Origin of the sequence: Natronomonas halophila (assembly GCF_013391085.1) — an archaeon.
Taxonomy (GTDB): domain Archaea; phylum Halobacteriota; class Halobacteria; order Halobacteriales; family Haloarculaceae; genus Natronomonas; species Natronomonas halophila.
Genome location: NZ_CP058334.1, coordinates 329,866 through 343,733 on the forward strand (window position 1 = coordinate 329,866; position 13,868 = coordinate 343,733).

The window sequence follows — 13,868 nt, forward strand, 5'->3', positions numbered from 1 at the left end:
GACTTAAGCTGTCTCTGCGTTCCTGTCGCCTGCTTCGGGACTCGTCGCATGTAGGAGCCGATACCGTCCGGCGACTGCGCCGACGAGGAACCCGGTGAAGTGGGCGACGAGCGCAACACCCGGCGAGGCCGTCGCGAGGGTGAGCAGACCACCCAGTACGCCGAAGATGAGTAGTGTGCCACGGAAGCCGAGAGACACCCACGAAAGCACGCGGTTCGATGCGGGGTTCCCGACGAGCAGGTAGCCGAACAGCCCGAAGATGGCGCCGCTAGCCCCGATAACCGACCCGCTGCCGAACGGCGCCATGACGGCGACCTGCGCGATTCCAGCCAGCGCTCCCGAAACGACGAAGAAGGCGTGATAGCGAAGCGGCGTCGAGAGATACGCCACCGCCGGTCCGACGACGGCCAAGGCGATAGTGTTGGCCGCCAGATGGCGGAGGTCCGCGTGGGCGTAGACGCTGACGACGAGCGTCCACGGCTGGTGGTCGAGGGGCAGCGCGAGCGTGAAGACGGACGCACTGAGGCCGACAGCGGTTCCGTAGACCTGCGTGAGGAAGACGACGGCGAAAAGCGCCAGCGTCGTCATCGTCGGATAGCCGTCCATACCCCTGATTCGAACGCGTCCGATTTCAACGCCGCGGCCGAGGCGTCAGTATTCGAGGTCGTCGGTGTAGTAATCGAGCACGAAGACCACGCCCGCACCGACCACGAGCGGGCCGAGGACCACGAGCGCCACGGTCGCCGCCGACCCCTCGACATTCGTCGCGACCTCGGTAGCGGGCAACCGGAGCGCCCCGAGCATCAAGCTGACGAGGAAGACGAGTGTTGCTTCCCGATATCGGTCCAGTGCCGCCCGGACCGCGTAGGCGACCGAGAAGACGCCGACGACCGCGCCGCCGAGGAAGACCGCAAGCGGCGGCAGCGTCGACAGTAGTGGCCCCGTATCCCCGCCAACCGCGGCGATAACACCCTCGAAGGCGCGCCGCGGCAGGCCGCTGATGTATTCGTATTGACCCAACACGAGCAGGAGGAAAGCGCCCGAAATCCCCGGCAAGACCATCGCCGAGATACCGATTGCGCCGGCGACGAACAGCATCGGCAGCGAGGACCCGGTCGCCCCGTTCAACGCGGGGTCGGTAACCGCGAAGGCGAGGAGAAAGCCGACGACGCCGACGACTGCGCGCCGCGGCGTTCGGGCGTCGACGTGTCGATAGAGAACGACCGCCGACGCCGCGATAAGCCCGAAGAAGAACGCGTAGGTCGGTGCGGGATACTCGACGACGGCGGTATGCATCACCGTCGCGATGGTCGCGGCCGCCGAGAGAACGCCCGCGCCGAGGACGCAGAGGAAGGGCACGTCCATCCGAACGAGTTCGTCGGTCAGGGTGGCCCGCCCCTCGACAGTATGGATTCGCAGCAGTTCGCGGACGACGCTCGGTTCGAAGGAAGTAAGCGCAGTAATGAGTCGCTCGTAGATGCCGACGATGACGGCGATGGTCCCACCGGAGACGCCGGGGACGGTATCGGCGGCGCCCATGCAGGCGCCCTTCAGGTAGACGGTTAGCCACGCCCGAACGCCGGTTGGTGAGTCCATCGAGGTGCGTTACTCGGAAGTGCTGTTACCGCTGTTCTGTTGGCCGGTCTGGGGCGTGCGACCCTCCTGAAGGTCGACCTGCACGGTGGTGTCGTTCTCGCCGAGGACCTGTCCCTCGGTCACCTCCGCGGGCGCACTCCAGGGCGTCCCGAGCGGGCTGTCTTCCTCGCTTTCGACCGCGAGGAACTCGTAGGAGCTGTTCGCACGCACGGAGACGTTCGTGTAACCGGCGTCGGTTCCGTACTCGTCGTAGCCGGTCGTCGAGTAGGGGACCGTCATCTCCCAGTTACCCTCGTCGTCGGTCTGGGCGAACTGGTTGTAGACGAACGTTTCGCCGGTCGAGTCGATCTCCATCACGACGCTGGCCTGGACCTCGGTGTTGGCGGGACCTGTTCCCTCGATTTTCGCACCCTCGACGCGCTCGAAGGTCTTCACCCACGAGTGCTGCGGCACATCTTCCCACCGCTCACGAGGGACGGTGGCCCGGACGAGGGGTGCTGGTCGGTCGTATTCGCTGGCGTGGACCAGTCGGAAGTGCTCGAGGGCTTTGATGCGCTCGCTGGGCTGGCCGAAGACACCACCGTGGATGGCATTTGGATCCTGTTGGGCTGCCTGACGGGCCTCCTCCGAGGAGTTGTACGGTTCATATAGCTGTTCTTCATCCGGTGTGGCGACGCCCGCCGTGGAATTGTATTGGTCGAACCGCATGACGAACCGCGATGGTTCCATCGCACTGCCGTGGTGCTGATAGAGCCGGACGCGCATGCTCTCGAAGCCACGCTGGGTCTCGGCACCGTACAGCGGCCGGCCAGTCTGTGGGTCGATGACGGTTACGCCGACGTCACCGTCACTGACGTTGTGCTCGGATTCGAAGGCGGTCGGCGCGTTGTACTTGAGCGTGCCGGCGAAGCCGAGCTGGTAATCGACCATGACGTAGCGGACGCCCTCGCCCTCACTGCTGTCCTCTTCGAGTATTTCGAGGGATTCGGTTTCGTTGTCCGCGAGCAGGAAGTCGGCGGACTCGGTGGCGTGCTGCTGGAATGGGTTGGCGACCGGGATTCGCTCGCCGCGAGTGGTGATGTAGTGGCCGTAGTCCCACCACGCGAGGACGCCGTATTCGCCGTCCTGGTACTCGAAGTCCTGAGTCGGCTCGTAGGTGCCGTAGTACTCGAGACGGGTGTCCTCCGCGCCACTACCGTATGCGCCCGGCGCGGGCGTGTTCTCATTCATCCAATCGAGGCTGCTATCCCATTGCTGCATGCTGCCGGGCTGTGAGGATTGGTCCGCAGCACTGACCGTCGCGCCGGTTGCGACGAGGGGGCCGGCGACGACGAAGAGGATGGCGACGACGATGAGGATCTGATACGGTTTGACGTTCGCGATGTCGCGTCGGACGTCGTCGAGGTCGACGAAGTTGTAGATCCAGCCGACGAGGACCGCGTTTCCGGCACCGACTGCCGCCACGAAGTAGTAGTCGAAGCGGTTCTGGGTGAGCGTAAAGAGCAGCATCATCACCGCAAACACGAGGACGAGAAGCTGTTCCGCACGGGGGCGTTCGGCGGCGAGTCCCTGGTAAGCGAGCAGAACGAAGCCCCCGAGCGCGGTGACGAAGGCGAGGCCGTAGCTTCCGTAGAAGAACTGTCCGGGGTTCGAGACGGCCTGTGCCTCGCCGACGGTTGCTGCGGTGTCGGTCGAGCCGAGGCCGGCGATTCGGAGAACCTGTCGGGTGAAGTAGTCAATAACATCAGGCGCTGCAATCGCCACGACGCCGATTGCAACGAGGCCAACGCCGAGAATACCTGCAGGATAGGCGATTCGGGGCACGTCGTCGAGACGGTCCCAGAACCGGGCGACGGCCGCCATGAATACGGTCCCGAACGCGACTGCGAGTGCGAGGAACGGTTGGGCAACGGAGATGCTGGTCGTTTCGAACCCGGAGGCACCCATAAAGGGAAGGAGTAGAACCGCGGCGACGAGCATGGAGACGGTCGCCGGGATGGCAACGTGGTCGGGGCTGTAGCCACGGACGAACTCCGCCGAGAGGTGGACGAACAGGAAGACGGCGAAGATGCCGAAGAGGAACATCGCCGGCGGCCAGACGAGAATCGTCAGCACGATAGCGATGCCGAAGGCGACGCCCCACTTCAGGGGACGTTTCAGGAGGTCGAACTCCCGGGTTTCGATGAACTCGTATATCGGTTGCTCCCGCTGAGCGACGGTCACCATGACCATCCCGATCCAGAGAGCGACGAACGCGCCGAGCGCCTCGGCGATGTGGTGGTCGAAGAAGCCGGCGACACTGCGGGAGAGGAAGCTTCCCGGCGTGAGCGCCAGAATGACGACGCCGATGAGGCCGCCGAACCGACCGCCCAGGCGCTTGCCGATGAAGTAGACCGGGATGGCACAGAGCGTGCCGATGACCGGTACTGCCATGAGCGTGGTCATGACGATGGTCGATTGGTCGGGCGACCCGAAGCCGACGATGAGCGCCGCCGTCGCGACGACCTGGTCGAACAGCGTGCCGAACTGCCCGACCTGTTGGCCGGCGTCGAAGCCGGTCCAGGGGTCGAACGGCATGGTGAACGGGTAGTTCTCGATGACGTAGTTCGTAGACCGGTAGTGGTAGAACGGGTCGTTGCCGCGGTAGAGCGGCTGGCCGTCCGGGCCGATATGCCGGCTATAGTGGCGCACCCGGACCCACAGCATGAAGACCATGAGGGCTGCGAGAACGGGGATGTGATACAGTTGGTATACCGTGTCGATTTGGGACTCGTAATCGTCGAGTCGTTCCTCGAGTTGGTCCCACCGCTTACTCATTGCACTGACACACTGGCAAAACGCGCATAAGCCTTTTCCATTGGGCGTCGAAGGGGCCGTCCCGACGCCGCCCGTGCCCCGCCCGAAACTCAGCCTTTTTAGGGCTCGGTGTCGCACCTACAGGCGATGCCCGACCGCGACGACGTGTGTGTCCTCCTGCCGACGCTTAACGAGGCCGAGACCATCGGGACCGTCATCGACGGGTTCCGCGAGGCCGGGTTCGACCATATCCTCGTCGTCGACGGCGACTCCGAAGACGATACGCGAACCATCGCTCGCGAGCACGGTGCGGACGTCATCATCCAGTCGGGAAGCGGCAAGGGACAGGCCGTCCGCGAAGGCGTCGACCACATCGACCAGCCTTACGTGCTGATGGCCGACGGCGACGGGACCTATCGGCCCGAAGATGCTGACCAGATGCTGGACCCGCTGTTCGACGGGCGGGCCGACCACGTCATCGGAAACCGCTTTGCGGACATGGAAGACGGCGCGATGACGCGGCTCAACAAGGTCGGCAACCGCCTGATAAACCGCCTGTTCGGCGTGGTTCACGGTCGGAAACTGAAGGACATCCTCTCTGGGTATCGGGCATTCACCCGCGAGTCCTTCGAGCGGTTCCAGTTGGACGCCGACGGGTTCGGTATCGAGACCGAACTGGCCGTCGAATGCGTCCGGCAGGGCCTTGAGACGGACGTCGTCCCGATTCGCTACCGGGCCCGCCCCGGCGGGTCGGAGACGAACCTCCACCCACTGAAGGACGGTGGGCGAATCATCCTGACCCTCTATACGCTCGCACGCACGAACAACCCGATTTTCTACTTCGGGAGCGTCGCCTTCGTCGGGATGTTCCTCGGCGTCGGCCTCGGCGGGTTCGTCGGCTACGAGTACTTCGTTAACGGCATTTCCCGGGAGGTTATGGCGCTTTTGTCGGCGTTCACGATTCTCCTGTCGGTCCAGATTCTGATGTTCGGCGTCCTTTCGGACGTCATCGTTACGGTCAACCGCGAGCAGGCCCGGCGACTCGACGACATCTCCGACCGACTCCGCGATATCGAGGACGACTAGAAGGGAAGCATCGCGCGGAGTCGGCCAAAAACGGAGTTTCCCGCGCGTTCGCGTTCGGCCTCGAAAATCGGATGCAGCACGTTCAATAGCTCCTGTCTTGTTTCGAAGCGTTTGATGTGCGTGTTGTCGAGCGCGCGCTTCAGGGAGATGGTATCACCCGCGGCGTCGTACGGAATCCCGGGATTGCCGAGTTCCTCCAGAAGCGTCTCCTGTGTGACCGGAAACGTCAGGTCCGCGTTATCGAGATGTGCGTCAAGCGCCGCGATGCCGAACGCGACGGCTTCCGGCTCCTCGTCGTCGCTCTGCTGTGGTGGCCGAACTCCCATTACCCCTCGCTAACAGCCACACCACCGTAAAGGCCTACGGAGTCGGACAAGCGCGGGGAACGGTTCGGCCAGTTGGACAACGCCTATCCGCTCGGACCCCCTCCGAGTCGGTATGACCGATTACACGACGGTGTCCATCCCCAAGGAGTTGGCCGACCGCGTCGAGGAAACCATCGAGGGAACGAGCTTTTCGTCGACGAGCGACCTCGTCCGCTTTCTCCTGCGGAGCATCGTTATCCAGCACCAACAGCACGATGAACTGACCGAAGCCGACTTCGACGAGATTACCGAGCAACTGCAGGAACTCGGCTACCTGGAGTAATCGCCGCCGTCGACCTGTCCTGCCGGTGGTTCAGCATCGACGATATCTAGCGGCTGTTCCTCGCCGGAACGATTGAAGGCGGCGACGCTGTCCTCGTCGTAGGGCGGCACCGCAATGAGAACGACCCGATGGAGGTCATCCGCCGTCGTCAATTCGAGGTGGCCCTCGGGGTGGGAGAGAAACCGGCCGTCCGAATCGGGCGTCGAGAGGTCCATGCCGAAGACGGCCGTAACCGACCCGCCCGTATCGGGGAGGTACATATCCGTGAAGACGGGCGTCCCCGACGGGAGGTTGGTATCGAACTCCTCCGCCGGCATCGTTGCCAGAGCGACGGTCACTGACCCCGGGTCGCGGTCCGCCGCGTACTCCAGCAGGGCAGTCAACAGTCCGCGCGTGATGTAGACCACGTCCCCTGTAGGGGCGCTGGCGCACAAATACCTTGGTTGGTCCGGTCGCGCCGGTGGCCGCAGTTCCGGGCCTCAGAACCCGAGGAACGATTTGGCGGTCTTCAGGTAGAGTTGCGGCGTTTTGATTCGCGACCCCGATATCGCGGAGTCGATGGCCTCAGGAACGTCCTCATCGAGGCCCTCGCCGTGGCCGACGAGCAGCCGTTCGGGGTCGTAGTCGGTCAGCGATTTCGGCGGCAGCAAGCGCAACATCGGGTGAACGCCGACGCGTTCGCCGGATGTCGTGAAGTAATCGACAGTTCCCAGGGCTTCGGGGACGACCAGCGTCTCGCCATCGAAGAGGGCGGCCTCCTGCCAGGCCGGGTTGTCGACCAGCCGTTCGGCCTCGAAGCCAGCGATTTCGTCGCCGAACCGTTCTACCGGCGCGTCGATATCCTCTTCGACGCCGCTCATCCACGAGGGGACGTGGACGGCGACGTCGTGTCGTCGCGCTATCGCGGCGGAATCGCGCTTGTGGCGGTCCAACAGCACGATGACGCCCGCTACCTCGCCGTATTCGGCGAGCAGGTCATCGAGGCCGTCGGCGTCGACGGGGTCGATGAGCCAGACGTCGCCGTCCCGTTCGACCGCGTGTGAGGCCCGTTGCATCGACTCGTTCGGATAGGCGAGCCAGCCCACCCCGTAGTCGTGCTGGTCGATTACGGTCAGGTCAGCCGTCCCCGAGGCTTTCATCGGCATATCCCTCTCGACGGCTGGAAGCCGCTTAAAGCCCCGAGTGCCGGCAGACTCCCTCTCATTCGGCTGCCGTGTGAGGCTCTACGCCGGCCAGCCCCGGGGTTTATCGCCACGCGGGCCGGCGTGACTACCATGCTGGGTGCCTGTCGCTGGCTGGCGCTTGAGGTCAAGTATCCCGAGCCTGTCGTCGACTTCTACCGGCGGGTTCTCGATACGCCCGTCGTCGCCGAATCCGAACGCGAGGTCGCAGTTGCCGTGGGCGGCGGCTCCGAACTCCGATTCCGTCGACCGGACGGCGTTCCACGGGGCGGCCTCCATACGCACTACGCGCTTTCGTGTCCGTCCAACGCCTACGACGCGTGGTGGGACCGACTCGACGAGGAGTTCGACCTACAGGAGATGGATTTCGGCGGGATGCGTTCGTTGTATTTCTACGACCCGGCGGACAACTGCGTCGAAGTCGGGAGTCGGGCCGACCCCACCGACTCCGGCGACCCGGAGCTTTCGGGCATCTTCGAGGTGGTCTTCGAGGTCGAGGACCTGCCGACCGCCGAATCTTTTTATACCGACCTCGGGTTCGAAGTCGTCGACAGGGGCGAAGACCGCAAGCGGACGCGGCTGACGACCGGTCCGTTCGATATCGAACTGTGGGAGCCGCATCTCGGCCTCGCCAACGCTCGCGGCGGCGTCCACGTCGACGTCGGCGTCGTCTCACAGAATCCCGTGCAAGCAGCCGATTCGGTCGCTGCACGCGTGACCAGACGGGAGCGGGTCGAGGAAGGCCTTCGGATTCGCGACCCGGACGGGCATTATCTGACGCTCGTCGACCAGTAGCGATTCGCGGGCGGCCGCCTCGTTATTCCAGTCGGTCAGTGTCGATGTCCCGCCCCGGCGGCGAGACCACGAGGAAGTCCCGGAAGTGCATGAGTTCGCCGCCGAGGTCACGGATGTCGCGGGCGAAGGGTGCCGCGAGTTCGTTCAGGTCGCCCTCGACGTTCAACACGAGGATGTCGTCGTTTTCGACGTGTTCGACCCATTCGAGGGGGTCAGTCGTTCCATCGAGGACGCCGAGGACGACCCGGCCGCCGTTTTCGGGTTCGTCGAGTTCGCCCTCCGCCGTCTGTAAATCGAGGTCTAAATCGCTCATATCCGGGAGTGTCCCGCCGGACCGGAAAAAGTCTACCCACTCCCGAGGGTGTCTCGCAAACTCTGCCAACAGCTTCATGACTTATTTTTGATGAGGTATATCCGTCGGGTGTGGTACACATCAACGTCGAGTATTGCGCACCCTGTCGCCTCGGTGGCGAGGCGGTGACGACACAGCGCGTTCTTTCGGACCGGTTGCGGAAATACGACGAAATCGAGGCCATCTCGCTGGACCCTTCCGGCGAACGTACCTTCCAAGTCAACGTCAACGGCGAGTCCGTCTGGCGGGCCGACCCGAGCGACGATATCGACCCGATGGAGGCGGTCGCCGCGGTCCGAGAGCGTCTCTCCGCATAGCCGTCCCGACGCGGGCCGCTTTTGTCCGCCCGCCACGTAAGGCGGGTAGTGACTGACGACGCCGCCACGGACCCCCCGACGGAGACTGACGCAGACGCCGATAGCGAGGACGACCCCGGGCCATCGGCCGATGAGTCGCCGGTCGACATCGACACCTTCTACGACGCGCTTGAGGACCGCGCCCGCCCGGTCGTGACCGCCAGCGAAGTCGCCCGTATCGCCGACTGCTCACAGGCCGAGGCGGCAAAAGCCCTGCAGCAGCTCGCCGACGATGGCCGTCTCACGCGCTTCGACGCCGAGCGGGACCCCGTCGTCTGGTTCCCGAGCGACTACCGCGAGACGGCGGCCCGCGAACGCCTGACAGTCTTCCCGAAGCGCCGGGAGATTATCGCCGACCAGCCAACCCAGTTCACCCGTGCGCGACTCTCGCAGTTCGCTCATCTCCGGGATACGAACCACGAATCCGGTTACATCTACGAGGTCCGCGAACAGGACATCTGGAACGTCCCACACGAGACCTACGAGGAGTTGCGGACGACGATGCGGTCGGCCCTCGGTGGCCGCTACGAGGCCCTCGAAGAGTGGGTCGAAGGCCAGTGGGAGCGGGCCCACAAGTTCCGGCTTGCGACCCACGAGGACGGCTACGTCGTCCTCGAGGCCCAGAGCGCAGACCTGCTCGGCAACGTCGCCGAACAGCACCTCGCCGACGGCGTGTTGCGGGCCCGCATCGGCGATACCACCGCGTGGGTCGCCGACGACAAGACGGCCGAAGTCAAGCGCACGCTCTACGAGGCCGGCTATCCCGTACAGGACCACCGAGACCTCGAAACCGGCGACGCTCTGCCCGTCGAACTCACCCTCGACCTCCGGCCGTATCAGGCCGACTGGGTCCAGCGCTTCGCGGACGCCAAATCGGGCGTTCTCGTCGGCCCGCCGGGGTCGGGCAAGACCGTCGCCGCGCTCGGCATCATGGCCGACATCAAAGGTGAGACGCTGATTCTGGTTCCCTCCCGCGATTTGGCGAGCCAATGGCACGAGCGCATCCTCGAAGACACCAATCTCACACCGGACCAGATCGGCGAGTACCACGGCGGGTCGAAGGAAATCCGGCCGGTCACCATCGCCACCTACCAGACGGCAGGGATGGACCGCCATCGGATGCTCTTCGACTCCCGGAAGTGGGGCCTCATCGTCTACGACGAGTGCCAGCACATCCCCTCGCCGGTCAGTCGCCGAAGCGCCGACTTACAGACCAAGCATCGCCTCGGTCTCTCGGCGACGCCGATTCGGGAAGACGACAAGGAACAGCAGATTTACACCCTCATCGGGCCGCCCATCGGCACCGACTGGGAGGCGCTGTTCGAGGCCGGCTACGTCGCCGAACCCGAGGTGGAACTCCGATACCTCCCGTGGGCTTCGGAGATGCACCGCAACGAGTACGGCTCCAGCGAGGGCCACGAGAAACGCCAACTCGCGGCGACCAACCCCGCGAAGGTTCAGGAGATTCAGGCCATCCTCCGGGCCAACCGCGGTTCGAAGGCCATCATCTTCGTCGAGTTCATCGACCAGGGCGACGCCATCGCCGAGGCGCTGAACGTCCCATTTATAAGCGGCGAGACGCCGCACGCCCGCCGGAGCCGGCTGTTCGGTGAGTTCCGCTCGGGGTCGCTGGATACCATCGTCGTCTCGCGGGTCGGCGACGAGGGCATCGACCTACCCGACACCGAAGTCGCCATTGCGGCCTCGGGACTGGGTGGCTCGCGACGACAGGGCGCCCAGCGCGCGGGGCGGACGATGCGACCCGTCGGGAAAGCACGGATGTACGTCCTCGCGACGCGCGGCACGCGCGAGGAGGATTTCGCCCGCCAGCGCACCCAGCATCTCGCGGCACGCGGCGTCAGGGTCCGTGAGGCCGAACCCGAGGCCTTCAGCGGCGGGCGCGTCGCCGGCGAGGACGACGAGACGGCGACGCTCAACGGGCCGGAAGAAGGAACGGCAGCCGACGAGGACGCCGCCAGCGACGAGGAGTAACTTCAAACCGGTCGGCCGCCATATCCGAGTCGTGACGAACGGCGACGACACGGTGGACGATTCGGAGGGAGACGAAACGGCCGGCGAGCGGCGCCACGACCGACTGGCGCGCCACCCGACGCCCGGCCCCGGCAACTCCCTCATGTCGTGGCCCGACGCCAAGCATCCCCTTCGGGTCGCGTTCAACTACGCCTTTATCGTCGCGGCCCGCCACTCGCCGAGCCTTCGCCTCAAGAACTGGCTACTCAGTCGCATCGGCGTCGACGTCGAGTCTGGTGTCTCGTGGGGACTGGAATCGACGCCGGACGTCTTCTGGCCGGAACTCGTGACCGTCGAAGAGGACGCCATCGTCGGCTACGACGCGACGCTGCTGTGCCACGAGTTCCTGCAGGACGAATACCGAACTGGGGAAGTCCACGTCGGCGAGCGAGCGATGATCGGAGCAGGTGCTATCGTCCTCCCGGGTGTGACTATCGGCGACGAGGCACAGGTCGCGGCCAACTCGCTCGTTACCGAGGACGTCCCACCGGGCGAGACGTGGGCGGGCGTGCCGGCCGAACCGGTCGGCGAGAGCGACATCGAGGACGTATAAGAAGTCCGACGGTCCGATTCAGTCCTCGGCCGCGACTTCGCTCTGAACTTTCTGCTTCAGTTCGGCAAACGACGTTTCGGCAGAGACCCGCGTTTCACCGAGCGTGGCTCCGGCGAGGCCGCCGACGGCGCCGCCAGTACTCGCCGCGTTTCGGCTCAGCAGGCCACCGACGGCCGCCCCGATAGCGGCGCCGATGGCTGCGTATTTCGCGCGACCGACTGCCGTCTTGATGCGAGAGCGCATGGTTCAACTATCGCCGGGAGTTCGGAAAAGGATACTCCCCGGTTGGCTCACGAACTGTGTCATAACTTCCCAAAGAGGCATACGGCTCTCCGCCGTCCGTTCGGTATGCTCTCGGATATCGAGAACGTCCGTAAGATGGTCGAGTTGCTCGGCGACGAGGGGTTCGTCGAGGCGCTGACGAACGCCGAGAAACTGGTCGAGGACGTGGACGAGACGCTCGACCGCGTCGAGCGAATCGAGGGCGACGCCGAGGAAGCCGTCCGGGAGGCCAACGAGGCGCTGACGGCGGTCGATAACCGACTGGGGAAGTTCGACGAGACCATCTCCCTTCTCGAAGCCAAAATCGAGGCCGGTTTCAGCGTCGGCTTCTTTTTCTTCGCGCTCAGCACCTGGCGGGGCGGCGACGTCTTCCTCGCTGCCGGCCTGTTCTTCATGGGGCTTTTGGGCGCCTCGTCGCTCGTAGTGACGGTCGTCAATCTGCCACAGGTTCGTCGCCTCCGTCAGGCGGGTCGATACACGATACAGCGACTCACGGAAGACGAAAGCGAAACCGCACCGGCCGACGAAAACGGCCGGGATTCGTAGTGCCCGGGGTCAACTCCGGACCCGCATCGCGCCGTCCCGGAGGACCTTCCGATTCGGAATCATGTACTCCTCGCCTTCGCTTTCGACGTAGGTGACGAAGACGTCGACCTCCTGGACGATGCCGCGATTGCCGTCGATTTCGACCTCGTCGCCGATGCTGTAGGGTTCGGTCAACAGGAGATAGATGCCGGCGGCGGCCGACGACAGCAGGTCCTTGAACGCGAGGCCGCTGAGGAGGACGATGCCGAAGGCGTAGGCCGCGAGCAACACGAGCAGCGCGCCCGTCGCGACGCCGAGTTGTGAGAGGGCGATGAGCGCGGCGATATACAGGATGGAAAACTTCACCAGCGTCGGCAGCAGCGTCACCTCGGGGAGTTTGATGCTTCGGAGCCGTTCGCCGACGAGGAGTTCGGCCTTGTCGGCCAGCAGGATGCCGACGATGACGACGAGGACGGCGATGAACAGTTGCGGGAGGAAGGTTCTGAGTTCGGTCAGGAACGCGGCGGAGGGGAGTATATCCATCGTCCCGGCCGCGTAGATGGCAGCGACGATGAAGACGAACAGGCCACAGAGCCATGCGAGAATGCGTACGGTCGAACTGCCGAGGCGGCGAGCGGTCCGTTCGAACGGCGTGCCTTCGACGGCCTCACCGACGCCGAAGGCCATCAGAATGCGGCGAACCAGCCACGCCGTCGCTGCCCCCAGAATGAGGCCGGCCAGCAGCACCGCAACCGCGATTGTGAGGTTCTGTTCGGGTATCGACAGACCGGAAAACCACTCGCGGACCGATACCATCGTCAGTAATCCTCCGGGTCCAGTTCGAGGACGATCTCGCCGCCCGTGAAGGCTCGAACGAGCGCGTCGGACTCCGAGAGGACGATGGCGACGGCGTTCGTATCACGCGTGATGGCGCCGGCCGCCATGTGGCGGGCACCGAGGCCCTTCGGGATGTCGACGCCTTCCGCCGAAGGTTCGAGATAGCGGTAGGCGGAGACGATTTTCCCCGAGTCGCTGATGACGAAGGCGCCGTCGAGGCGGGAGAATTCCTTGAGCATCACGTTCACGATGGGGTCGCCGACGTGGACGTGACTCTTCTCGAAGGGGTTGTACGACAGCGGGCGGGACTTGTTCATCACCTTGCCGGCGTCGCCGACGACGAACAGCGCGCCGACCTGTTTGCCCTTCTGGCCCTTCTTGCCGAGTTCGATGGCGACCTCCAGCACGTCCCGGATGACGCCGGGTTCCGGGCGGGTGTTGACGAAGAGGTCGTAGACGCCCGAGTGTTCGAAATCGCCGACGCGGACGCGCGTAACGGTATCGAGGTCCTCGGCGAACATCTTCGCCGCGCAGGCGACGTAGTCGCCCTCCTCGACGAACTCGTTTTCGAGCGCGCCCTCGATGCCGAACCGGATGCGGTCCCGCATGTCCTCGAATTCGAGGGGTAACTCGACGTACTGCTCGGCGTCGACGGCGTTTTCCGGCGAAACAACGACCGTAGGCGTGTCCGTTTCGGCGAACCGCTCGTAGATCGAGCCGCTCGGGGAAAACAGAAACACGCTGTCCACGTCCGCGACGATATCGTCTATCAGGTCCCCGAGTTCACTCATCGTTCGTTTATCGATTCCGACAGGAAAAAGGTTTATGGG

General features: G+C 64.6%; 17 protein-coding genes. 7 read left to right on the forward strand and 10 right to left on the reverse strand.

Translation table 11 applies throughout. The features are described 5' to 3' along the window. Positions 1-3 precede the first annotated feature (3 nt). The 3 genes from HWV23_RS01670 to HWV23_RS01680 are packed head-to-tail and all read right to left on the reverse strand — an operon-like array spanning position 4 to position 4,413. Positions 4-606 (reverse strand): rhomboid family intramembrane serine protease, encoded by a 603-nt coding sequence (locus tag HWV23_RS01670; RefSeq protein WP_178288736.1) that lies wholly within the window; start codon positions 604-606, stop codon positions 4-6. A gap of 45 nt (positions 607-651) precedes the next feature. Next, a complete protein-coding gene (locus HWV23_RS01675) occupies positions 652-1,596 on the reverse strand; it encodes a DUF368 domain-containing protein (protein WP_178288737.1) in 945 nt (314 codons plus the stop codon). A gap of 9 nt (positions 1,597-1,605) precedes the next feature. Further along, positions 1,606-4,413 (reverse strand): oligosaccharyl transferase, archaeosortase A system-associated, encoded by a 2,808-nt coding sequence (locus HWV23_RS01680; protein WP_178288738.1) that lies wholly within the window; start codon positions 4,411-4,413, stop codon positions 1,606-1,608. 126 nt (positions 4,414-4,539) lie between these two features. Between HWV23_RS01680 and aglJ the strand changes: the two genes are divergently transcribed. Further along, positions 4,540-5,478 (forward strand): S-layer glycoprotein N-glycosyltransferase AglJ, encoded by a 939-nt coding sequence (gene aglJ / locus HWV23_RS01685; protein WP_178288739.1) that lies wholly within the window; start codon positions 4,540-4,542, stop codon positions 5,476-5,478. Here the strand turns inward: aglJ and HWV23_RS01690 are convergent. Continuing rightward, the gene (locus HWV23_RS01690; RefSeq protein ID WP_178288740.1) at positions 5,475-5,804 is read right to left on the reverse strand and encodes a hypothetical protein; all 330 of its coding nucleotides are present in this window, start codon (positions 5,802-5,804) and stop codon (positions 5,475-5,477) included. The two genes, aglJ and HWV23_RS01690, sit on opposite strands and share 4 nt — an antisense overlap. A 112-nt stretch (positions 5,805-5,916) precedes the next feature. Between HWV23_RS01690 and HWV23_RS01695 the strand changes: the two genes are divergently transcribed. Continuing rightward, a complete protein-coding gene (locus tag HWV23_RS01695) occupies positions 5,917-6,126 on the forward strand; it encodes a ribbon-helix-helix domain-containing protein (protein WP_178288741.1) in 210 nt (69 codons plus the stop codon). On the opposite strand, the gene HWV23_RS01700 is transcribed toward HWV23_RS01695, so the two are convergent. Together HWV23_RS01700 and HWV23_RS01705 are read right to left on the reverse strand one after the other, a co-directional pair. Then, the gene (locus HWV23_RS01700; RefSeq protein ID WP_178288742.1) at positions 6,114-6,533 is read right to left on the reverse strand and encodes a JAB/MPN domain protein-containing protein; all 420 of its coding nucleotides are present in this window, start codon (positions 6,531-6,533) and stop codon (positions 6,114-6,116) included. The genes HWV23_RS01695 and HWV23_RS01700 overlap by 13 nt on opposite strands. 72 nt (positions 6,534-6,605) lie before the next feature. Continuing rightward, positions 6,606-7,271 (reverse strand): hypothetical protein, encoded by a 666-nt coding sequence (locus HWV23_RS01705; protein ID WP_178288743.1) that lies wholly within the window; start codon positions 7,269-7,271, stop codon positions 6,606-6,608. Between the two features lie 129 nt (positions 7,272-7,400). Here HWV23_RS01705 and HWV23_RS01710 point away from each other — a divergent pair, with 129 nt between their 5' ends. Then, positions 7,401-8,102 (forward strand): VOC family protein, encoded by a 702-nt coding sequence (locus HWV23_RS01710; protein WP_178288744.1) that lies wholly within the window; start codon positions 7,401-7,403, stop codon positions 8,100-8,102. A 22-nt stretch (positions 8,103-8,124) separates the two neighbouring features. Here the strand turns inward: HWV23_RS01710 and HWV23_RS01715 are convergent, their stop codons facing one another. Next, a complete protein-coding gene (locus HWV23_RS01715; RefSeq protein WP_178288745.1) occupies positions 8,125-8,415 on the reverse strand; it encodes a DUF5779 family protein in 291 nt (96 codons plus the stop codon). A gap of 110 nt (positions 8,416-8,525) precedes the next feature. Here HWV23_RS01715 and HWV23_RS01720 point away from each other — a divergent pair, with 110 nt between their 5' ends. The 3 genes from HWV23_RS01720 to HWV23_RS01730 are packed head-to-tail and all read left to right on the forward strand — an operon-like array spanning position 8,526 to position 11,394. Then, positions 8,526-8,771, forward strand: a complete 246-nt coding sequence (locus tag HWV23_RS01720) for an Rdx family protein (protein WP_178288746.1) — start codon at positions 8,526-8,528, stop codon at positions 8,769-8,771. 48 nt (positions 8,772-8,819) lie between these two features. Then, positions 8,820-10,802 carry a DEAD/DEAH box helicase gene (locus HWV23_RS01725; RefSeq protein WP_178288747.1) on the forward strand — a complete coding sequence of 661 codons (1,983 nt, stop codon included), beginning with the start codon at positions 8,820-8,822 and terminating at the stop codon, positions 10,800-10,802. A gap of 31 nt (positions 10,803-10,833) precedes the next feature. Continuing rightward, the gene (locus tag HWV23_RS01730; protein ID WP_246282715.1) at positions 10,834-11,394 is read left to right on the forward strand and encodes an acyltransferase; all 561 of its coding nucleotides are present in this window, start codon (positions 10,834-10,836) and stop codon (positions 11,392-11,394) included. Positions 11,395-11,412: 18 nt separating this feature from the next. Here the strand turns inward: HWV23_RS01730 and HWV23_RS01735 are convergent, their stop codons facing one another. Continuing rightward, the gene (locus tag HWV23_RS01735; RefSeq protein ID WP_178288748.1) at positions 11,413-11,637 is read right to left on the reverse strand and encodes a glycine zipper domain-containing protein; all 225 of its coding nucleotides are present in this window, start codon (positions 11,635-11,637) and stop codon (positions 11,413-11,415) included. 105 nt (positions 11,638-11,742) lie between these two features. On the opposite strand from HWV23_RS01735, the gene HWV23_RS01740 reads away from it, so the two are divergent. Further along, a complete protein-coding gene (locus HWV23_RS01740) occupies positions 11,743-12,222 on the forward strand; it encodes a hypothetical protein (protein ID WP_178288749.1) in 480 nt (159 codons plus the stop codon). A gap of 9 nt (positions 12,223-12,231) precedes the next feature. On the opposite strand, the gene HWV23_RS01745 is transcribed toward HWV23_RS01740, so the two are convergent. Next, the gene (locus HWV23_RS01745; protein WP_178288750.1) at positions 12,232-13,017 is read right to left on the reverse strand and encodes a mechanosensitive ion channel domain-containing protein; all 786 of its coding nucleotides are present in this window, start codon (positions 13,015-13,017) and stop codon (positions 12,232-12,234) included. A 2-nt stretch (positions 13,018-13,019) separates the two neighbouring features. Further along, positions 13,020-13,829 (reverse strand): diadenylate cyclase DacZ, encoded by an 810-nt coding sequence (dacZ, locus tag HWV23_RS01750; protein WP_178288751.1) that lies wholly within the window; start codon positions 13,827-13,829, stop codon positions 13,020-13,022. Between the last annotated feature and the right edge of the window lie 39 nt (positions 13,830-13,868).